Raw genomic sequence first — 19,516 nt, forward strand, 5'->3', positions numbered from 1 at the left:
CCGCGGGCGACCGCCCGCTCAGTCGGCCCGTACCGTCGCACCGGGCGCCGGACCGGACGCCGTCCGCACCGCGCGGCAGGTGCCGGAGGCGGCCAGCCCGGCGGCCACGGCTTCCGCGGCTTCGGTGTCCTTGGCGAGGAAGGCGCAGGTCGGGCCGGAGCCGGAGACGAGGGAGGCCAGCGCTCCGGCGTCCGCTCCGGCGCGCAGGGTCTCGGCGAGCGAGGGGCGCAGGGACAGCGCCGCGGGCTGGAGATCGTTGGTGACCGCGGCGGCGAGCGCGGCCGGGTCCCCGGTGCGCAGGGCCTCCAGGAGGGCCGGGGAGGGCTCGGGGTCGGGGATGTCCTCGACGGTGGCGCCGGTACCGGATGCCTCGCGGAGCCGGTCGCACTCACGGTAGACGGCGGGGGTGGACAGTCCGCCGTCGGCGACCGCGAACACCCAGTGGAAGGCGGCGCCGGTCTCCAGGGGGTCGAGCAGCTCACCGCGGCCCCGGCCCAGCGCGGCACCGCCGACCAGGCTGAACGGGACGTCGCTGCCCAGCTCGGCGCAGATCGCCAGCAGCTCTTCGCGGGAGGCGCCGGTGCCCCACAGCGCGTCACAGGCGAGCAGCGCCCCGGCCGCGTCCGCGCTGCCGCCCGCCATGCCCCCGGCGACCGGGATGTCCTTGGCGATGTGGAGGTGGACGGCCGGGTCGACACCGTGCCGCTCGGCGAGGGCGAGCGCGGCTCGGGCGGCGAGGTTGGTGCGGTCCCGCGGCACCTGGTCGGCGTCGGCCCCGGAGACGGTGATCCGCAGGGAGTCCGCGGGGGTGGCGGTGACCTCGTCGTAGAGGCCCACGGCCAGGAAGACGTTGGCCAGGTCGTGGAAGCCGTCGGGGCGCAGGCCGCCGACCGCGAGCTGGACGTTGACCTTCGCGGGGACGCGGGCGGTCACGGGGCGGGTCACGGGTGCGGGTTCCTCTCTTTTTGGGGCTCGGTTCGCCTCCGGGGCACACAAGCCACTGTCGGCAGGACAAGGAACCGCACAGCGACGGGTGCCGCTGACTCGGCGGCGGGTGAGGCCATTGTCGCGCCGGCGACGGGCGGGACCCTAACCGGAGGCGGGCCCGTGCTCGGCGATGGCGGCGAAGTCCTCGACGGTGAGCGCCTCTCCCCGGGCCTGGGGCGATATCCCGGCCGCCGTCAGGGCCGCCTCGGCCGCGGCGGCCGAACCGGCCCAGCCCGCGAGCGCCGCCCGCAGCGTCTTGCGGCGCTGGGCGAAGGCCGCGTCCACGACCGCGAACACCTCTTCCCGGGACGCGGTGGTCCGGAGCGGTTCCGGGCGGCGCTCCAGGGAGACCAGCCCCGAGTCGACGTTGGGCGCGGGCCAGAACACATTGCGCCCGATGGCGCCCGCGCGCTTGACCCGCGCGTACCAGGCGGCCTTCACCGAAGGGACGCCGTAGACCTTGGAGCCCGGCGCCGCGGCGAGCCGGTCGGCGACCTCGGACTGCACCATGACGAGTGTCCGCTCGATGCTCGGGAACCGGGCGAGCATATGGAGCAGCACCGGGACCGCGACGTTGTACGGGAGGTTGGCGACCAGCGCGGTGGGGGCGGGCCCGGGGAGTTCGGTGACCCGCAGCGCGTCCTGGTGCACCAGCGTGAAACGGTCGGCGCGGCCGGGCAGCCGGGCTTCGACGGTGGCGGGCAGGGCGGCGGCCAGCACATCGTCGATCTCCACCGCGGTGACCCGGTCGGCGGCCTCCAGCAGGGCCAGGGTCAGCGAGCCGAGCCCCGGGCCGATCTCGACGACCACGTCATCGGGCCGTACGCCGGCGGTGCGCACGATCCGCCGGACCGTGTTGGCGTCGATGACGAAGTTCTGGCCGCGCTGCTTGGTAGGGCGCACGCCGAGCCGGGCCGCGAGTTCGCGGATGTCGGCGGGGCCGAGCAGGACGTCGGGGTCGGTGGAGCTCACCGGGGAAGTTTAGGCTGAATTTCTTGTGGCTCGGTTCACCTCCGGGGCCGGAGCACTCCGTGACGACGGGGTGCCCGGCCCGGGGCCTCACTGGTGCAGTCTGCTGCCGCAGTTCGGCCAGGGGCTCGCGCCGCGCTGCACATACAGCTTCTTCGCCCGGTAGGTCTGCTCGGAGGCGGGCGCGTCCTGGGGGTTGCCGGTGCCGCCGACGGACCGCCAGGTCTGCTGGTCCATCTGGTAGAGCCCGCCGTAGCGGCCGCTGCTGTCGACCGCGTTGGCCCGGCCGCCGGACTCGCAGTGCGCCATCGCCCGCCAGTTGAGCCCGTCGGAGCCGCCGCCGGGCGACGACGCGGGGGGCGGCGGGGTCTTGGTGCCGACCCGGACGATCTTGGACACCGGCGCCTTGACGACCTCGGAACCCAGCTTGTGCGGCCGCTGGCGGACGCCGTTGACGCTGCGCACCCGATAGGTGGTGCGCAGGGAGCCCGGCTCGCCCTGGCGCGCCACGACCTCGGCGCCCCTGGCCAGGGTGGGGTCGTTGCGCCGGACGGTGTTGTAGGGCAGGGGGGTGTCGTGTGACTCCTTGCCACCGGTGATCCGCATCACCGTCACCGTCTGGCCGTCGCGCGGGAAGCTGCCCGGGGGCACGGAGGTGGTGTCCTTGCCGTGCAGGGTGAGCCCGGCGGCCTTGAGCGCCTCGCCGACGGTCGCGACGTTGGTGCGGACGGTGTGCTCGCGCCCGTCGGCCATGAAGGTGACGGTGCGCTCGGTGCGGACGTCCAGGGAGAGGCCGCGCCGGGAGATACCGGCGGAGCGCGAGGCGGAGAGGAAGGCGCCCTCGGCGCGCACCCCCAGCTGGCGCAGCGCGCCGTCGACGGTGCCCTCGGTGGTCCACACCTGGCGGCGCCGGCCGTCGAGGGTGAGGGTGACCGGGCGGCCGTAGCGGACGGCCACCTCGTCGCCGCTGGCGAGGCTGTCGCCGGGGGCGGGGGCCACGATGTCGTGGCGGCCGACCCGCACCTTCTCCTCGGCCAGCAGCTCGCCGACATCGTCGGCGTAGGTGTGCAGGGTGCGCTGCTCACCGTCGACGGTGAGCTGCACCGCCTTGTCATGGGCTACGAAGGCCGAGGTGCCTCCGGCGAGTGCGGCGACCACCAGCGCCTGCGGCAGCAGCCGCCGCATCGGGTCGGACCGGTCGGCGACGCGTCGGCGCCGGGCGGCTCGGCGCGCGGCGGCGCGGCCGCCCGGGACGGGGTGGCTGTCCTGCGTTTGGCTCACGACAACACTCCACAACGTCCGGGGATGGGGCGTTGGATCCGGGACTGTAGCGGGTGATCGTGACCCTCCCAAGCCAACTGGTCACGCTGTGTCGTGGTGTCGCGAGGGTTCCGGGAGCGGTCAGTAACCGAAGGCGCGGGACGTATTGGCTGCTACGGCGGCTGCGAGCGTGTCCTCGGAGACACCCTTGACCTCGGCCATGGCGCGCAGGGTGATCGGAATCAAATACGGAGCGTTAGGCCGTCCGCGGTACGGGGCGGGGGTCAGAAAGGGTGCGTCCGTCTCGACGAGGACCCGGTCGAGCGGGGCGACGGCGAGGGCGTCCCGCAGCGGCTGGGCGTTCTTGAACGTCACATTCCCGGCGAAGGACAGGTAATAGCCGCGTTCGGCGCACACCTCGGCCATGGCGGCGTCGCCGGAGAAGCAGTGGAAGACGACGGTCTCGGGCGTACCCTCCTCCGCCAGGATCCGCAACACGTCGTCGTGGGCGTCCCGGTCGTGGATGACCAGCGCCTTGCCGTGCGCCTTGGCGATGCCGATGTGGCGGCGGAAGGAGCGCTCCTGCGCGGCCATGCCCTCGGGACCGGTGCGGAAGTAGTCCAGGCCGGTCTCGCCGATGCCGCGCACCTGGTCCAGCGCGGCCAGCGCGTCTATCTCGGCGAGCGCGGCGTCCAGCGCCGCCTCGCCGCCGGGCTCCCGCGCGCCCTGCCGGGACCAGCCGTCGGGGTCGCCCAGCACGATCCGGGGCGCCTCGTTGGGGTGCAGGGCGACGGTGGCCCAGACGCTCTCGTGGGCGGCGGCGGTCTCGGCCGCCCACCGGGACCCGGCGATGTCACAGCCCACCTGGACGACGGTGGTCACTCCGACGGAGGCGGCCTTCGCGAGGGCCTCCTCGACCGTGCCGCTCTGCATGTCCAAGTGGGTGTGGGAGTCGGCAACCGGCACCCGCAGCGGTTCGGGAAGCGGTGGCGGAGCGTTCTTTTCCTTTTGTGCTCCGTTCGCCTTCTCGCTACCGCCGGGGGCCGGTCCTGTTTTCTCCATGACCGCGATTCTATGAATGCCGGTGAATGCGCGGTGAATCGCGTCCGGCCGCTCAGTTGTCCGGTAACGGGCTCATAAGCGCCGGGCGGTCCGGATCAGGGGCGGTGGTGCTGAAAGGGGTGCAGCAGACCCGACAGGTGCCAGTGGTGCTTACGGCGCCTGGTGTCGTCCTCCTCGTCCCCCGACGGCGCCGCGGACGCCCCGGACACCGCCGACGCCCCGGACACCGCAGACGCTCCCGAGGCGGCACGGCGGCCGCGCCGCGCGCCCTCCAGGGCCGAGGAGACCTGTCCCGAGCGCATGATGCGCACCAGGTGCGCACCGCAGTTGACGCAGTCGGGGCTCGTGAGCGGGGATCGGACGGGCTCCCCGTCGGTGAAGTACACCACAAAGGCCCGACCCTCGCCGTCCACGTGGTGCTCGATGTCGTACGACCGCTCCCAGCCGTGTCCACACTTCATACAGGCGAAGGCATAGGCCTCGTGGGCCACTTCGCCGACCACGGGGCCGATGGGGAGGCGGGCTGTCGGCTGAACACCGTTCGAGGTTCCCGCTATGTCGCTCATGGCAGCTCCTCCTGTCGCGCGGGACAAGGGTTCCGGGCTGGGACCCCGTCCGCGCCGTCCACACCAGTGGACGCCTTTCCGCGCGATACCGCAGTAGCTGTTCCCCGACCTTGAGGCAGTTTTGGCGAGGGGCTTTACCAAACGGTCCGGCCGCTAACCCGGCCTTTGCTTTCCGCTACTCCCCTTTACCTGTGCGTGGCGTGTTTCCGGTCGCGTTCTTCGCCGCCACGACGGCGTCGAAGACCTGGCGCTTGGGCACACCCGCCGCCTGGGCGACCGCGGCAATGGCCTCCTTGCGGCGCTCCCCCGCCTCCTCGCGCACCGCGACCCGGCGGGCCAGCTCCGCGGGGTCGGCGTCCTCCGGCCCGGGTTCGGCGGCTCCCTCGACCACCACGGTGATCTCACCCCGTACGCCCTCGGCGGCCCAGGCGGCCAGCTCCTTGAGCGGGCCGCGCCGGACCTCCTCGTAGGTCTTGGTCAGCTCCCGGCAGACCGCGGCGCGCCGGTCCGCGCCGAACACCTCGGCCATGGCCGCCAAGGTGTCGTCCAGCCGGTGCGGGGCCTCGAAGTACACCAGCGTGCGGCGCTCGGCCGCGACCTCCCGCAGCCGTCCCAGCCGCTCCCCCGCCTTGCGCGGCAGGAAGCCCTCGAAGCAGAAGCGGTCCACCGGCAGCCCGGAGACCGCGAGCGCGGTCAGCACCGCGGACGGGCCGGGCACCGCGGTGACCGTGATGCCGCGCTCCACGGCGGCGGCGACCAGCCGGTAGCCGGGGTCGGAGACCGAGGGCATCCCGGCGTCGGTGACCAGCAGCACCCGGGCGCCGCCCGCCAGCGCCTCGACCAGCTCGGGGGTTCGGGCCGACTCATTGCCCTCGAAGTAGGACACCACCCGGCCGCCCGGCTGGACGTCCAGGGCCTGGGTGAGGCGGCGCAGCCGCCGGGTGTCCTCGGCGGCCACCACATCGGCGGCGGCGAGCTCGGCAGCCAGCCGCGGCGGCGCGTCCGCGGTGTCGCCGATGGGGGTCCCTGCCAGTACCAGCGTTCCAGTCACGCCCACCATCCTCGCAGCCGCGCCGCACCGCCGTGACGGGGACGATTGCCCGGCCCGCCGCGACAGGGCACCACAGCCACCGGCCGCTTCCCTACGATGGCCCGGTGAGCAGTGACACCGCGACCCACGCCCAGCCGGGCCAAGCCGCCGGCCAGCATCCGCCGGCCTGGCAGCGCCGGCTGCGCCGCTTCGGCTACGCCGGCCGACCCCGGTCCGACGTACGCGAGCGGCTGGTCCCGCCGTATCCACAGCCGGGCACCCGGCTGTGGGAGACGCTCGGCGCGACCCCCACCGCGGCGGCCGGAATCGCCCGCTGGACGGGGTGGGCCGGACCGCTGCTCGTCGCGCTGTGCGCCGGGCTGGTCCGCTTCTGGCGGCTGGGCAGCCCGGACAACGTCATATTCGACGAGACGTACTACGCCAAGGACGCCTGGTCGATCTGGGAGTTCGGCTACGAGGGCACCTGGCCGAAGAACGCCAACGACCAGATCCTCGGCTCACCGCAGCACATCCCGCTCAGTGACGCCGCCGCCTATGTGGTCCATCCGCCGGTCGGCAAGTGGGTCATCGGCATCGGCGAGCAGATCTTCGGGCTGGATCCGTACGGCTGGCGGTTCATGGTCGCGCTGCTCGGCACGCTGTCGGTGCTGATGCTGTGCCGGATCGGGCGGCGGCTGTTCCGCTCGACGTTCCTCGGCTGCCTTGCGGGCGCGCTGCTCGCGGTGGACGGGCTGCACTTCGTGATGAGCCGCACCGCACTGCTCGACCTGGTGCTGATGTTCTTCGTGCTGGCCGCCTTCGGCTGTCTGCTGATCGACCGGGACCATGCGCGGACCCGGCTCGCCGCGGCGCTGCCGGTCGGCGAGGACGGCACCGCGCGGCCGGATCCGGCGGTCGCCCGGAGTCTGAAGCTGGGCCCGCGGCCCTGGCGGATCGCGGCCGGGGTGCTGCTGGGCCTGGCCATCGGCACCAAGTGGAACGGGCTCTACGTCCTGGCGGCCTTCGGTCTGATGACCGTCCTGTGGGATGTGGGCGCACGCCGTCTCGCGGGCGCCGACAGCCCCTACCGGGCGGTGCTCCGGCGCGATCTGGGATGGGCCTTCCTGTCGCTGGTGCCTGTGGCGGTGGTCACCTACATCGCGTCCTGGTCCGGCTGGTTCGCGGCCACCGGCTCGTACAGCAAGCGCACCGGGTGGCGGGAGAGCGGTTACTTCCGGCACTGGGCCGAGACCGACGGCGGCTACAGCACCAGCGGGCCGTTCTCCTGGCTGCTCAACCCGCTGCGCAGCCTGTGGCACTACGAGACCGAGGTCTACCAGTTCCATGTGGACCTGCACTCGCCGCACATCTACCAGTCCAACCCCTGGAGCTGGCTGGTCCAGTCCCGCCCGGTCTCCTACTTCTGGGAGTCACCCAAACCCGGCGAGTCGGGCTGTCCCGCCGACACCACCGAGAAGTGCGCCCGCGAGGTGCTGGCCCTCGGCACCCCGCTGCTGTGGTGGGCCGCCTGCTTCGCGCTGCTGTACCTGCTCTTCCGCTGGGCGCTGCGGCGCGACTGGCGGGCGGGCGCGATCCTGTGCGGGGTGGCCGCGGGCTATCTGCCGTGGTTCCTCTACCAGGACCGCACGATCTTCTCGTTCTACGCCGTGATCTTCGTGCCGTTCCTGTGTCTGGCGGTGGCGATGATGATCGGCGCGCTGCTGGGGCCGCCGGGGGCCTCGGAGACCCGGCGGGTGGTGGGCGCCGTCGGCTCCGGAGCGCTGGTCCTGCTCATCATCTGGAACTTCATCTACTTCTACCCGCTCTACACCGGGCAGATGATGCCGGTCGACGCCTGGCAGGCCCGGATGTGGCTGGACACCTGGATCTGAGCCCGGGGCCGGGTGCCGGGCCGTCCGGCGGTGGCGCCGGGCGGTCCGGAGGATGCCGGTAGAGTGCCCTGCACCGCGGCCCCCATCGGATCTGGTGGGGGGATTCGAGGACTGTGGGGGTTCTGTAATGCGGAGTGGCGCGAGAGCCGCGATTGCCGGTGCGCTGTTCGCCGCCATGATCGGTACGGCCGGTTGCGGCGGAGGCCAGGACGACGCGTCGGACGGCGCGAACGCCGGGGGCGACGACAAGTCGTCCCTGAAGAGCGCGAAGACCGGGCCGCCCAGCGCGGCCGAGGTGCGGACCACCGCCAAGGAGTTCCTGGCGGCCTGGTCGTCCGGGTCGGCGGCGAAGGCCGCGGCGCTCACCGACGACACCAAGACGGCCACCACAGCACTCACCGGATACCGGACGAAGGCGCATATCGGCAAGGTGGCGCTGAAGCCGGGGCAGCCGAGCGGCCGGACCGTGCCGTTCTCGGTGAGCGCGCAGATCTCCTACAGCGGCCGCCAGGTCCCCTGGACGTATGAATCCTCGCTGACGGTGACGCGCGACACCCACTCGGGCAAGGCCGTCGTCGACTGGAAGCCGTCGGTGGTCCATCCCAAGCTGCACACCGGCGACACCCTGAAGACGGGTGAGTCCGAGGCCCCGCCGATCAAGGCCGTGGACCGCGACGGCGGGGAGCTGACCGCCGCCGGCCACCCGACGCTGAAGACCGTGCTGGAAGGGCTGCGCGAGCGCTACGGCAAGAAGGCGGGCGGCACGGCGGGCGTGGAGACCTGGATCGCGCGTGCCAAGGGCTCCAAGTCCCCCGACGAGACGCTGAAGGTGCTGTCCAAGGGCACCCCCGGCACCCTGCGCACCACCATCGACCCCACGCTCCAGCGCACCGCCGAGCAGGCGGTGAGCAAGCGCTCCAAGGCGTCGGTGGTCGCCGTCAAGCCCAGCACCGGGGAGATCCTCGCGGTGGCCAACTCCCCCGCGGACGGCTTCAACGCGGCCCTCCAGGGCTCCTACGCGCCCGGGTCCACGATGAAGGTCATCACCTCGGCCACCCTCCTCGACAAGGGCCTGGCCGGGTACGGCAAGCAGCACCCGTGCCCCAAGTACTTCTCCTACGGCGGCTGGAAGTTCCAGAACGACGACAAGTTCGAGATCAAGCACGGCACTTTCGAGCAGAGCTTCGCCCGCTCCTGCAACACCGCCTTCATCAGCCAGGCCCCGAAGCTGAAGGACGACGACCTCACCAAGGAGGCCCGGGACGTCTTCGGTATCGGCCTCAACTGGCAGACGGGCGCGCCCTCCTTCGACGGCGCGGTGCCGGTGCAGTCCGGGGCCTCCAAGGCCGCCTCGCTGATCGGCCAGGGCGGGGTGCGGATGAACCCGCTCAACATGGCGTCGGTCTCGGCCACCGCCTCCACCGGTGTCTTCCGCCAGCCGTATCTGGTCTCACCGTCGGTGGACGACCGGAGCCTGGCCAAGGCTACCCGCACCATGAAGTCGAGCACCCAGGATCAGCTGCGCAAGCTGATGCATCTGACCGCCACCTCCGGCACCGCCGCCGAGGCGATGTCCGGGATGAGCGGTGACTTCGGCGCCAAGACCGGCTCGGCGGAGGTCGACGGCCAGAAGAAGCCCAACGGCTGGTTCACCGCGTACCGCGGCGACCTGGCCGCGGCCGGTGTGGTCCCCGGCGGTGGCCACGGCGGTGACACCGCGGGCCCGATCGTGGCCTCGCTGCTGCGGGCGGGCTGACGACGGGACCGGCAGACGGCTGAGCCGGGCGGGCACGGGAACTCCGTGCCCGCCCGGCTCTTTTGACGCCTACGAGGGCGCGACCGCCTGGCCGGTCAGGAGAGCGCGTGGCCCGTGGTGCTGTCCACATGGGCCGGGACCTCGCCCTCGTGGCGGTCCCCGGTCGTCCGCGTCCCGGAGGGCTCGACCATGAGGATCGAGGCTCCGGGCGAGGACGGCTTGTGCTCGGTGCCCCGGGGGACGACGAAGGTGTCGCCACGGCGCAGGACGACGGTGGTCTCGGTGCCGTCGGCGTTCCTCAGGGCGATGTCGAACCGGCCGTCGAGGACCAGGAAGAACTCGTCCGTGTCGTCGTGGGCGTGCCAGACGTGCTCGCCCCGGGTGTGGGCGATCCGGATGTCGTAGTCGTTCATCCGGGCCACGATGCGCGGGCTGTAGACGTCGTCGAAGGAGGCCAGCGCCTCGGTGAGGTTGACGGGTGCGATGTCCATGCCCCGATCCTCGGCGGGCGGTCCGGGCGCCGTCTTGAACGCCGGTGCGCCCCCGGCTGATCTCAGCTGCTCGCGGCCGACAGTTCGCCCAGCAGCCGCCAGGTGCGCCGCCGCTCCTCGTCGGTGCCCACACCGGTCTGGGAGACGATCAGTTCGGTGGCGCCCGCCTCGGTGTAGCGGCGGAGCTCCGCGGCCACGGTCTCCTCGTCGCCGATCGCCATGAGGTCCCCGGCCCGTTCGATGCCCGCGCGGTCCAGGACCTCGCGGTAGGACGGGATCCCCTCGTAGAACGCGAACTGTTCGCGGGCCCGCCGCCGTACGCCCTCGGGGTCCGCGGTGACCAGCGCGGGCACCATGGCGGCCACCCGCGGCGCGGGCCGCCCGGCCGCCCGCGCGGCGGCGCCGATCGTGGGCACCACGTACTCGGCCAGCGCCTTCGGCGCGGCGAGGAACGGCACGGTGCCGTCGGCCAGTTCGCCGGTGGCGCGCAGCGCCTGCGGGCCCATCGCGGCGACCAGCACCGGGGGCACCCCGGCGCCCGCCACCGTGGCCGGGCCGAAGACGGTACGGGCGCGCAGCGTCTCACCCTCGAAGTCGGCCGCGCCCTCGCGCAGCAGACCGCCGAGCACCGTGAGGTATTCGCGCAGATGCCGGATGGGCCGGTCGAAGCGGACTCCGAAGCTCTCCTCCACGAAGGTCTTGCTGGACAGTCCCAGACCGAGCTGGAACCGCCCGGCGGAGGCCGCCTGGGCGGTGCGCGCCTGCGCGGCGAGGGTGATCGGATGCCGGGGGTAGATCGGCACCACGCTGGTGCCGGTCCGGATCCCGGGTACGGCCTGACCGGCGAGCGCGGCCAGCGTCAGCGCGTCGACGTCCTGGCGTTGTGCGAACCACACCGTGCCGATCCCGGCCGCGGCGGCCTCCTGAATCTGGTCGATCAGCTCGGTCACCAGATTGCCGGTGTGGTCGTCACCGGCGGGCAGAGCGATACCCACAGACATCCGCGCGTCTCCTCTTCAAGGCGTTGTGACGTTCATGACGTTGTGGTGCGCGGGGAGGGGGACAACCCGCCCCCGGGCTCCTGACATCGGCAACAGGGCGGGCCCGAACGTCATTCCGGTACCGGGGAAATGCCCTCGCGTGGCTCATCCGCGCCCCGATAGCGTCGGGCCATGACCCTTCCGGATACCGCAGCTCATGGACGGTTCGCCGACGCCCCGCGCGCATTCGGCCCGGCGGCGGAGGTGACCGTCCGGCGCACGGACGCGGGTGTGCGCGAGCGCACCGCGTGACCCCGCTCGTCGCGGCCGCGGTGCTGATCGCGGCCATCACCCACGCCAGTTGGAACGCCATCGCCCACGGCATCAGGGACCAGCTGCTCGCCTTCACCCTGGTGGGCGGCGGCGGGGCGGTGTGCGGGCTGGCGTTGGCCGCCTTCACCCCGGTGCCGGACGCCGCCGCCTGGCCGTATCTGCTGGCCTCCGCGGTGGTGCACGTCATCTACTACCTGCTGCTGATGCGCTCGTTCCACCTCGGCGACTTCGGCCAGATGTATCCCATCGCCCGCGGCACCGCCCCGCTGGTGGTGACCGTGCTGGCCGCGGTCTTCGTCGGTGAGACGCCGGACGGCTGGCAGGCGGCGGGCATCGCGCTGGCCTCCGCGGGGCTGCTGGGCGTGGCGCTGTGGGGGATCCGGGGCGGCCGCCGTCAGCCCTCCGGTGCCGACGGTGACAACGGCGAGGGCGGCGAGAAGGGCGCGGCGAACGGTGGACGGCCCTGGCTGGCGCTCACCGCGGCCGTCGCCACCGGGCTGTCCATCGCCACGTACACCGTCGTGGACGGCCTCGGGGTGCGCGCCTCCGGCAGCTCGATGGGCTATATCGCCTGGCTGATGATCCTGGAGGGCTTCGCGATCCCGGTGTACGCCCTTGCCGTACGCCGCCGTGCGCTCATCGGTCAGCTGCGCCCGGTCGCGCTGCGCGGGCTGCTCGGCGGGGTGCTGTCGGTCTTCGCGTACGGCCTGGTGCTGTGGGCGCAGACACGGGCGCCGCTCGCCCCGATCGCGGCGCTGCGCGAGTCGTCGATCATCGTGGGCGCGGCGATCGGCGCGCTCTTCTTCAAGGAACGGTTCGGCGCCCCGAGGATCGCGGCGGCCGGTCTGATGGTGGCGGGTATCGGCCTGATGCTGCACGCCGGTTGACGCCTCCGACGCCTCGACTCGGTCCCCGTGCGACCAGAGGTAGTTCACGCCGTACCCCGCGCCCGCCCTCCGGGCCGCGCGCTACGCGCCCTGGGCGGCCAGGGCCGCCCGCACCGCGCGCACCAGCGCCTGCGCACGCGGGTCCGCGGTGACCCCGCGCTGCATCCCGTTGGTGACGTAGCCGAAGCCGATCCGGGCCTCGGGGTCGGCGAAGGCCAGGGAGCCGCCGCGGCCCGGGTGGCCGAAGGAACCGGGCCCCAGCAGCGGGGACGCCGGTCCGTGCAGCATGTAGCCGAGCCCGAACCGGGTGCCCACCACCAGCACCCGGTCCGGCCCCGCGGACTCCTCGGTACGGGCCAGGGTCAGGGTCGCCGGGGCGAAGAGCCGTCCGCCCGCGCGGGCGGTACGGGCCGAGGGCAGCGGGCCGATCAGCGCCGCGTAGAAGCGGGCCAGCGCGTCGGCGGTGGCCACCCCGCCCGAGGCGGGCAACTCGGCGGCGAGATACGCCGGGTCGTTCTCGTCCGGCAGCGGGGTGATCGCGGCGAACGCCCGCCGGGTCAGCGACTCCGGGTCCTGGTACGCCTCGGTGACCGACCGCTTGGGCCGCAGCCGCAGCCCCGGGGTGGCGGGGCCCGCGGGCGCCTCCACCGACGCGATCCGGCCGACGCGTCCGCGCCGCTCCTCGGGCAGCCCGAGCCACAGGTCGAGGCCGAGCGGGCGGCTGATCTCCTCGGCGATCCAGCGTCCGATGGTCCGCCCGGTCACCCTCCGCACCAGCTCGCTCATCAGCCAGCTGTAGGTCTGTGCGTGGTAGCCGTGGTCCGTGCCGGGCTCCCACACGGGCCGCTGGGCGGCGACGGCCCGCGGCCCGGATATGCCGTCCAGTGCCTCGTACGGAGTCAGCGGGGTGTCGAGCACCGGCACCCCGGTCCGGTGGCCCAGCAGATGCCGTACCAGCACCCGCTCCTTGCCGTTCGCCTTGAACTCCGGCCAGTAGGTGCCCACTCGGCCGTCCAGGTCGAGCTGGCCGCGCTGGTGGAGCAGCAGCGGCACCGCGGCGGCGACGCCCTTGGTGACGGACCGGACGACCTGCGCGGTGTCCCACGCCCACGGCTCACCGGTCTCGTCGGCCGCGTCGTCCGCATCGTCCGCGTGTTTGGCACCACCCCACAGGTCGACGACCTTCTCGCCCTCCCGGTAGAGGACAACGGCCGCGCCGCGCTCACCGCGCCGGGCGAAGTTCTCCGCGAAAGCGTCCCGGACCGGTTCGAAACCGTCGGCCACCGTGCCCTGGACGTCCACCACTGATCCGACTCCTGCCCTGCCGACCCGACTGCGTACTCCGGGTCTACCGCTGTGACCCCTTATGGTGCAACGGGCCCCGGCGACGACCCGGACCGGGCCCCTCCGCGCACGGTTCCCTCACCGCGGCGGGACCGTCACCGACCTCGGGTCGAAGCCGAACGGCAGCTCCAGCCGGTGGGCGCGCATCAGTTCCTCGTCGCACAGCAGCTCCTGGGTGGAGCCATCGGCCGTGATCACCCCGCCGGAGAGCACCACGGAGCGCGGGCACAGCTCCAGCGCGTACGGCAGATCGTGGGTGACCATCAGCACCGTGACGTCCAGCGAGCGCAGGATGTCGGCCAGTTCGCGGCGCGAGGCCGGGTCGAGGTTGGACGACGGCTCGTCCAGGACCAGGATCTCCGGCTCCATCGCGAGCACCGTCGCGACGGCCACCCGCCGCCGCTGCCCGAAGGAGAGATGGTGCGGCGGCCGGTCGGCGAAGTCCGCCATGCCGACCCGCTCCAGCGCGGTGCGCACCCGCTCCTCCAGCTCCGCGCCGCGCAGTCCGGCCGCGGCTGGGCCGAAGGCCACGTCCTCGCGGACGGTCGGCATGAACAACTGGTCGTCGGGGTCCTGGAAGACGATGCCCACCCGGCGGCGGATCTCGGGCAGATTCCGCTTGGCCACCGGCAGTCCGGCGACCGTCACCGTTCCGGCGCCCGCGTCGAGGATGCCGTTGAGATGCAGTACGAGGGTGGTCTTGCCCGCCCCGTTGGGCCCGAGCAGGGCCACCCGCTCACCACGGGCGACGGTCAGATCGACACCGAAGAGGGCCTGATGGCCGTCGGGGTAGGCGTAGGCGAGGCCGGACACCTGGAGCGAGGGCGGCACATCCGGCTCCGTGGCCGGTGTCCGGGGCGTCTCGGCGACGGTCATATGAGCATCCATCCGGTCAGGCAGACCGCCAGCGCGGTCAGCGGGAGGGCGGCGGCGTACGTCCACTGGGTCCGGGACGCCGTCACATCGTCGATCACTGGCATGGTGCCCGTATAGCCGCGGCTGACCATCGCCAGATGGACCCGCTCACCCCGCTCGTAGGAGCGGATGAACAGCGCCCCGGCCGACTTCGCGAGCACCCCCCAGTGCTGGACGCCCCGCGCCTCGAAACCGCGCGAGCGGCGGGCGATCCGCATCCGGCGCATCTCGTCGGTGATCACGTCCCCGTAGCGGATCATGAACGAGGCGATCTGCACCATCAGCGGGGGCATCCGCAGCCGTTGGAGCCCGAGCAGCAGGGAGCGCAGCTCGGTGGTGGACGCCAGCAGCACCGAGGCCGCGACGCCGAGGGTGCCCTTGGCCAGGATGTTCCAGGCGCTCCACAGCCCGGACTGGCTGAGCGAAAGACCCAGCACCTGGACCCGCTCGCCCTCCGCGACGAACGGCATCAGCAGGGCGAAGGCCACGAACGGGATCTCGATGAGCAGCCGCCGCAGCAGAAAGCCCGCCGGGATCCGCGCCACCGCGGCCACCCCCGCCAGCAGCAGCGCGTACGCCCCGAAGGCCCAGACCGCCTCGCGCGGGGTGGAGACGACCACCACGACGAAGCAGAACACCGCCGCGATCTTGCAGTGCGGAGGCAGGGCGTGCACGGGAGAGCGGCCCTCCCGGTAGAGCTGGTGGGCGTGGCCGGCACCCATCGTCAGACCGTCTCGGCGGGCTCGGCCGATGCCCGGCGCCTGCGCACCACCACGAAGACCCCGGTGCCCACGGCGAGCGTGGCCCCGACCCCGATGACCCCGGCGAGTCCGCCGGAGAGCCGGGCGTCGGTGATGTCCTTGACGCCGTAGTCGGCGAGCGGGGAGTCCTGGGTGGCGTGGTCCTCGGTCTTCTCGTCGATGCCCTTGTCGTGGGCGACCTTCTCCAGCCCGTCGGGGCTTGCGGAGGCGTAGAAGCTGACCACACCGGCGCAGAGCAGGGCCGCGGCGAGACCGGCCAGCCAGACCCGCCGCACGGAGCGGCGCGGGGTGACGGCGGCCGGGGCGGGGGCGGTGTCCGCCGGGGCCGGAGCGGCCTCGGGCTCTTCGGCCGTCCGCACGGCGGCGGGTGCGCCGGGGGCGGCCACCGGGCCGGTGTTGCGCAGCTCCAGGGGGCGTGCGGTCAGTCCGCGGGCGCCGTGGACCAGGTCCGGGCGGACGGCCATCACCGCGCCGACGGTGAGCGCGGTGATCATCGCCTCGCCGATGCCAATCAGCACATGCACCCCGACCATGGCCGTGAAGACCTTGCCGATGGCGATGTCGGTGGTGCCGCCCAGCGCGTAGAGCGCGGTGAAGGCGGCGGCGGCGGCCGGTACGGAGACCAGCGCCGCGACGAAGGAGGCGACGGTGACCGTGCGGCGGCGGCCCGGGGCCAGCTTCAGCACCCCGCGGAAGATCGCGTACGCCACGACGGTGGTGACCACCGCCATGTCCGTGATGTTGACGCCGAGCGCGGTGAGTCCGCCGTCCGCGAAGAGCACCCCCTGCATCAGCAGCACCACGGAGACACACAGCACACCCGTGTAGGGGCCGACGAGTATCGCCGCCAGCGCCCCGCCCAGCAGATGGCCGCTGGTCCCGGCGGCCACCGGGAAGTTGAGCATCTGCACGGCGAAGATGAACGCGGCGACCAGTCCGGCCAGCGGGGCGGTGCGCTCCCCGCCGCCCTCACCGGCCCCGCCCGCCGTGTCCAGCAGCTCCCTGCGGGCACCGCGGAGACTGACCGCGACGGCGGCGGCCGCGACCACACCGGTCGCCGCCGACACCGGGGCGTTGATGAATCCGTCGGGGACATGCATCCGGGGCTCCGCTCCTGAGCTGCGCGTTTCGGCTCGATGGTAGCGCCTGCCTGCAAAGGGTTCGCAAGAGCGGAGTCATCGCAAAAAACGCCGACGGCGGCCTTCCGCTGGTGGGAAGGCCGCCGAGGGCACAGTTGACGTCCCGTGGACGTCCGCAGGTCAGACGCGCGTCAGCTCCGCGTCCTTCTCCGTTGCCGAGGGGCCGGTGCCGAGCTCCTTCTGGAGTCCCTCACCCTCCACGTCCACGTTCGGCAGCACCTTGTCCAGCCAGCGCGGCAGCCACCACGCGGACTTGCCGAGCAGGGCCAGCACCGCCGGGACGATGGCCATCCGGACGATGAACGCGTCGAAGAAGACCGCGATGGCGAGACCGAAGCCGATCATCTTCACCATCGAGTCGTCTCCACCGATGAACCCGGCGAAGACGCTCATCATGATGACCGCGGCGGCGGTGACCACCCGGGCACCGTGCCGGAAGCCGGTGACGATGGCCTGGCCGGGACGCTCGCCGTGGACGAACGCCTCTCGCATCCGGGTCACGAGGAAGACCTCGTAGTCCATCGCGAGACCGAACACCACACCGATCATGAAGATCGGCATCATGCTCATGATCGGGCCGGGCTCTTCCACGTTGAACAGACTCGCCCCCCAGCCCCACTGGAACACCGCCACGACCGCGCCGAGCGCCGCGACCACGGAGAGCAGGAAGCCGAGCGCCGCCTTGAGCGGGACCAGGACGGACCGGAAGACGACCATCAGCAGCAGGAAGGCCAGGCCCACCACCAGCGCCAGATACGGCAGCAGCGCGTCATTGAGCTTCTTCGAGATATCGATGTTCATCGCGGTCTGCCCGGTGACCAGCATCTCGGCACCGGTGTCGGACTTGATGGAGTCCGCCTTGTCCCGGATGTCGGCGACCACGTGCTCGGTGTCGATGCTGCTGGGCTTGTACTTGGCCACCACCGACAGCATGGCGGTGTCACCGGCCTTGTTGAAGGTGGCCGGGGTGACCCCGGCGACGCCGTCGACGCCCTTGATGGTCTTGCGGACCTCGTTGACGGCGCCCTTGGCGTCGTCGCTGTTCTTGGTGTCGACGGTGATCATCAGCGGGCCGTTGAACCCGGGGCCGAAGCCCTCGGAGATCATGTCGTACGCCTTGCGCTTGGCGCTGCTGGTCGGCTGCGAGCCGTCGTCGGGCAGTCCGAGCTCCAGGCTCGCCGCGGGGACGGCGGCGGCACCCAGGCCGAGGACGCCCACCACCAGCACCATGACCGGACGGCGCAGGACGAACCGGGCCCAGCGGGTGCCCGCGTTCTCCTTCTTCTCGCCCGTGTCGGCGCCCTGCTCGGCGGCCTTGCGGGCCTTGCGGCTGATGATCCGCTTGCCCGCGAAGCCGAGCAGCGCCGGGATGAGGCTGATCGCGATGAGGACGGCGATCACCACGGTGCCCGCGGCGGCGAAGCCCATCTTGGACAGTATCGGGATGTTGACCACCGCGAGACCGACCAGGGCGATGACCACCGTGAGTCCGGCGAACACCACCGCGGAGCCCGCGGTGCCCACGGCCCGTCCGGCGGCTTCCTCCCGGTCCCGGCCCTCGGCCAGCTCCGCTCGGTAGCGGGAGACGATGAAGAGCGCGTAGTCGATACCGACCGCGAGGCCGATCATCATCGCCAGTGTCGACGTGGTACTGGAGAGACCGAGGGTGGAGGCCAGCGCGGTGATCGAGGAGATCCCGATACCGACGCCGATCAGCGCGGTCAGCAGCGGCATTCCCGCCGCGATCAGCGAGCCGAAGGTGATGGCGAGGACCACGGCGGAGACCGCGATACCGATCACCTCGGTGGCGCCGCTCTCGGGCATCTCCTGGAGCGCGTCACCGCCGATCTCCACAGTCATCCCGGAGTCACGGGCGTGTTCGCCCACCTTCTCCAGCGCGTCCCGCGTCTTGTCCTCCAGCTCCATGGAGTTGACCTTGTAGCTGGTCAGGATGTAGGCCGTGGAGCCGTCCTTGCTGACCCCCTTGGCGGCATAGGGGTCGGCGACCGAAGCGACCTGGTCGGAGCTGGACTTGAGCTCGGCGACGGCCTTCTTGACGGCCTGCTTGTTCTCCGGGTCCGTCATCTTCTCGCCGTCGGGAGCACGGAAGACCACGCGCGCGGTGGCGCCATCGGCACTACTGCCCGGGAAACGCTGCTCCAGCAGGTCGAACGCCTTCTGCGCCTCCGTACCCGGGACGGAGAAGTTTTCGGTGGCGGGCGGAGAGGCGGTGGCCGCGCCGGCACCGGCGACCACCAGCAACGCCACCCATATCAGGGCGACAAAACCGCGTCGCCGGAAGGCGAAACGGCCGAGTTTGTAGAGGAACGTGGCCACGAGAAGAGGTGCTCCCGTCGGATAGATGATGCGAACAGGTGGGGTTGCCAGACCGGCGACGAGAGCGGCGCGCCGGCTGGGGCCTATGGAGTTGTGAGGGTGGGGAAAGTGGGGGGAGTTGGGGAGTGCGGGGGTCAGGCGCCGAGAACGGGGAGAATCACGGCATCGATGAAGCCCTCGAGATACTCGCGATCGGGCTCTTTCGCTTCGACATACGGGCGGGCGATATACGCGCCGCACACGATGTGCGGGATGAAGCGCAGCGCGGGTACGTCCGGGGCGATCTCACCCCGGTCGACGGCACGGCCCAGCAGTGCCTTGAGTGCCTCGAGCTCGGGGTAGATCAACAACTCGCGCAGGGCCTCTTGGAGGTCCTCGTTCTCATGGACGGCCTGGGCAAGTCCCCTCATCAGCGCCGTGTCCCGCTCCCGGGAGGGCCCCGAACACCGCACGACCTCGTACAGATCGCCGCGCAGCGATCCGGTGTCGATGTCCTCGAGCAGTACGGGCTTGGTGCCCCGCAGCGCGCTGGCCACCAGCTGCGGCTTGCTCTTCCACTGGCGGTACAGCGTGGCCTTGCTGGAGTGGGTGCGGGCCGCGACGGCGTCCATCGTCAGCGCGTCGTACCCCACCTCCTGGAGCATCTCGACCACGGCCTCGTAGAGCTCACGCTCTCGCTCGGCGGAGAGACGACTGCGGCGCACCCGGGCGGTGGGCCGGTCTTCTGTCCGCTGGTCCGTCGCCTGCATGGCGCGCGCCTCCCTCCGAACGAAACGGTTTCGTACCCCATCAGCATAAGCCCCCCAC

General features: G+C 72.2%; 17 protein-coding genes. 3 read left to right on the forward strand and 14 right to left on the reverse strand.

Going from position 1 to position 19,516, the window contains the following annotated elements; all coding sequences use genetic code 11:
- Positions 1–18 precede the first annotated feature (18 nt).
- The 6 genes from AC4BEG_RS12625 to rsmI form a co-directional block, all read right to left on the reverse strand.
- A complete protein-coding gene (locus AC4BEG_RS12625) occupies positions 19–945 on the reverse strand; it encodes a 4-(cytidine 5'-diphospho)-2-C-methyl-D-erythritol kinase (RefSeq protein ID WP_490705985.1) in 927 nt (308 codons plus the stop codon).
- Positions 946–1,089: 144 nt separating this feature from the next.
- Positions 1,090–1,959, reverse strand: a complete 870-nt coding sequence (gene rsmA / locus AC4BEG_RS12630) for a 16S rRNA (adenine(1518)-N(6)/adenine(1519)-N(6))-dimethyltransferase RsmA (RefSeq protein ID WP_490705986.1) — start codon at positions 1,957–1,959, stop codon at positions 1,090–1,092.
- Positions 1,960–2,046: 87 nt separating this feature from the next.
- Positions 2,047–3,309, reverse strand: a complete 1,263-nt coding sequence (locus AC4BEG_RS12635; RefSeq protein ID WP_490705987.1) for a resuscitation-promoting factor — start codon at positions 3,307–3,309, stop codon at positions 2,047–2,049.
- A gap of 48 nt (positions 3,310–3,357) precedes the next feature.
- Positions 3,358–4,278, reverse strand: coding sequence for a TatD family hydrolase (locus tag AC4BEG_RS12640; RefSeq protein WP_490705988.1), 921 nt, complete (start codon positions 4,276–4,278; stop codon positions 3,358–3,360).
- A 95-nt stretch (positions 4,279–4,373) separates the two neighbouring features.
- Positions 4,374–4,844, reverse strand: a complete 471-nt coding sequence (locus AC4BEG_RS12645) for a hypothetical protein (RefSeq protein ID WP_490705989.1) — start codon at positions 4,842–4,844, stop codon at positions 4,374–4,376.
- Positions 4,845–5,019: 175 nt separating this feature from the next.
- On the reverse strand, positions 5,020–5,895 hold the full coding sequence (rsmI, locus tag AC4BEG_RS12650) for a 16S rRNA (cytidine(1402)-2'-O)-methyltransferase (protein ID WP_490705990.1): 876 nt from the start codon (positions 5,893–5,895) through the stop codon (positions 5,020–5,022).
- Between the two features lie 104 nt (positions 5,896–5,999).
- Here rsmI and AC4BEG_RS12655 point away from each other — a divergent pair, with 104 nt between their 5' ends.
- Both AC4BEG_RS12655 and AC4BEG_RS12660 read left to right on the forward strand, forming a co-directional pair.
- Positions 6,000–7,766 (forward strand): dolichyl-phosphate-mannose--protein mannosyltransferase, encoded by a 1,767-nt coding sequence (locus tag AC4BEG_RS12655; RefSeq protein WP_490705991.1) that lies wholly within the window; start codon positions 6,000–6,002, stop codon positions 7,764–7,766.
- 127 nt (positions 7,767–7,893) lie between these two features.
- Positions 7,894–9,522 (forward strand): penicillin-binding transpeptidase domain-containing protein, encoded by a 1,629-nt coding sequence (locus tag AC4BEG_RS12660; protein WP_490705992.1) that lies wholly within the window; start codon positions 7,894–7,896, stop codon positions 9,520–9,522.
- Positions 9,523–9,617: 95 nt separating this feature from the next.
- Here AC4BEG_RS12660 and AC4BEG_RS12665 read toward each other — a convergent pair whose 3' ends face one another.
- Positions 9,618–10,013, reverse strand: coding sequence for a cupin domain-containing protein (locus AC4BEG_RS12665; protein WP_490705993.1), 396 nt, complete (start codon positions 10,011–10,013; stop codon positions 9,618–9,620).
- 62 nt (positions 10,014–10,075) lie between these two features.
- Positions 10,076–11,014: a TIGR03564 family F420-dependent LLM class oxidoreductase gene (locus AC4BEG_RS12670; protein WP_490705994.1), complete on the reverse strand. Its 939-nt coding sequence runs from the start codon at positions 11,012–11,014 to the stop codon at positions 10,076–10,078.
- 287 nt (positions 11,015–11,301) lie between these two features.
- On the opposite strand from AC4BEG_RS12670, the gene AC4BEG_RS12675 reads away from it, so the two are divergent.
- Positions 11,302–12,213: an EamA family transporter gene (locus AC4BEG_RS12675; RefSeq protein ID WP_490705995.1), complete on the forward strand. Its 912-nt coding sequence runs from the start codon at positions 11,302–11,304 to the stop codon at positions 12,211–12,213.
- A gap of 81 nt (positions 12,214–12,294) precedes the next feature.
- Here AC4BEG_RS12675 and AC4BEG_RS12680 read toward each other — a convergent pair whose 3' ends face one another.
- The 6 genes from AC4BEG_RS12680 to AC4BEG_RS12705 form a co-directional block, all read right to left on the reverse strand.
- A complete protein-coding gene (locus AC4BEG_RS12680; protein ID WP_490705996.1) occupies positions 12,295–13,518 on the reverse strand; it encodes a serine hydrolase domain-containing protein in 1,224 nt (407 codons plus the stop codon).
- Positions 13,519–13,635: 117 nt separating this feature from the next.
- Complete coding sequence (locus AC4BEG_RS12685) at positions 13,636–14,433, reverse strand: energy-coupling factor ABC transporter ATP-binding protein (protein ID WP_201876407.1); 798 nt, start codon at positions 14,431–14,433, stop codon at positions 13,636–13,638.
- Positions 14,430–15,194, reverse strand: coding sequence for a cobalt ECF transporter T component CbiQ (gene cbiQ, locus AC4BEG_RS12690; protein ID WP_490705997.1), 765 nt, complete (start codon positions 15,192–15,194; stop codon positions 14,430–14,432). The genes AC4BEG_RS12685 and cbiQ overlap by 4 nt, the downstream gene beginning before the upstream one ends.
- 2 nt (positions 15,195–15,196) lie before the next feature.
- Complete coding sequence (locus AC4BEG_RS12695; protein ID WP_490705998.1) at positions 15,197–16,333, reverse strand: energy-coupling factor ABC transporter permease; 1,137 nt, start codon at positions 16,331–16,333, stop codon at positions 15,197–15,199.
- 159 nt (positions 16,334–16,492) lie between these two features.
- The gene (locus tag AC4BEG_RS12700; protein ID WP_490705999.1) at positions 16,493–18,709 is read right to left on the reverse strand and encodes an MMPL family transporter; all 2,217 of its coding nucleotides are present in this window, start codon (positions 18,707–18,709) and stop codon (positions 16,493–16,495) included.
- Between the two features lie 134 nt (positions 18,710–18,843).
- Complete coding sequence (locus tag AC4BEG_RS12705) at positions 18,844–19,458, reverse strand: TetR/AcrR family transcriptional regulator (RefSeq protein ID WP_490706000.1); 615 nt, start codon at positions 19,456–19,458, stop codon at positions 18,844–18,846.
- Positions 19,459–19,516: the final 58 nt, after the last annotated feature.

The organism is Streptomyces sp. JLBJ103, assembly GCF_058215575.1.

Bases quoted from the DNA above. Each gene is read 5' to 3' on its own strand.
- AC4BEG_RS12640 (WP_490705988.1), bottom strand. From the start codon at position 4,278: ATGGAGAAAACAGGACCGGCCCCCGGCGGTAGCGAGAAGGCGAACGGA.
- AC4BEG_RS12660 (WP_490705992.1), top strand. From the start codon at position 7,894: ATGCGGAGTGGCGCGAGAGCCGCGATTGCCGGTGCGCTGTTCGCCGCC.
- AC4BEG_RS12665 (WP_490705993.1), bottom strand. From the start codon at position 10,013: ATGGACATCGCACCCGTCAACCTCACCGAGGCGCTGGCCTCCTTCGAC.
- AC4BEG_RS12670 (WP_490705994.1), bottom strand. From the start codon at position 11,014: ATGTCTGTGGGTATCGCTCTGCCCGCCGGTGACGACCACACCGGCAAT.
- cbiQ (WP_490705997.1), bottom strand. From the start codon at position 15,194: ATGGGTGCCGGCCACGCCCACCAGCTCTACCGGGAGGGCCGCTCTCCC.
- AC4BEG_RS12685 (WP_201876407.1), bottom strand. From the start codon at position 14,433: ATGACCGTCGCCGAGACGCCCCGGACACCGGCCACGGAGCCGGATGTG.
- AC4BEG_RS12695 (WP_490705998.1), bottom strand. From the start codon at position 16,333: ATGCATGTCCCCGACGGATTCATCAACGCCCCGGTGTCGGCGGCGACC.
- AC4BEG_RS12645 (WP_490705989.1), bottom strand. From the start codon at position 4,844: ATGAGCGACATAGCGGGAACCTCGAACGGTGTTCAGCCGACAGCCCGC.
- AC4BEG_RS12705 (WP_490706000.1), bottom strand. From the start codon at position 19,458: ATGCAGGCGACGGACCAGCGGACAGAAGACCGGCCCACCGCCCGGGTG.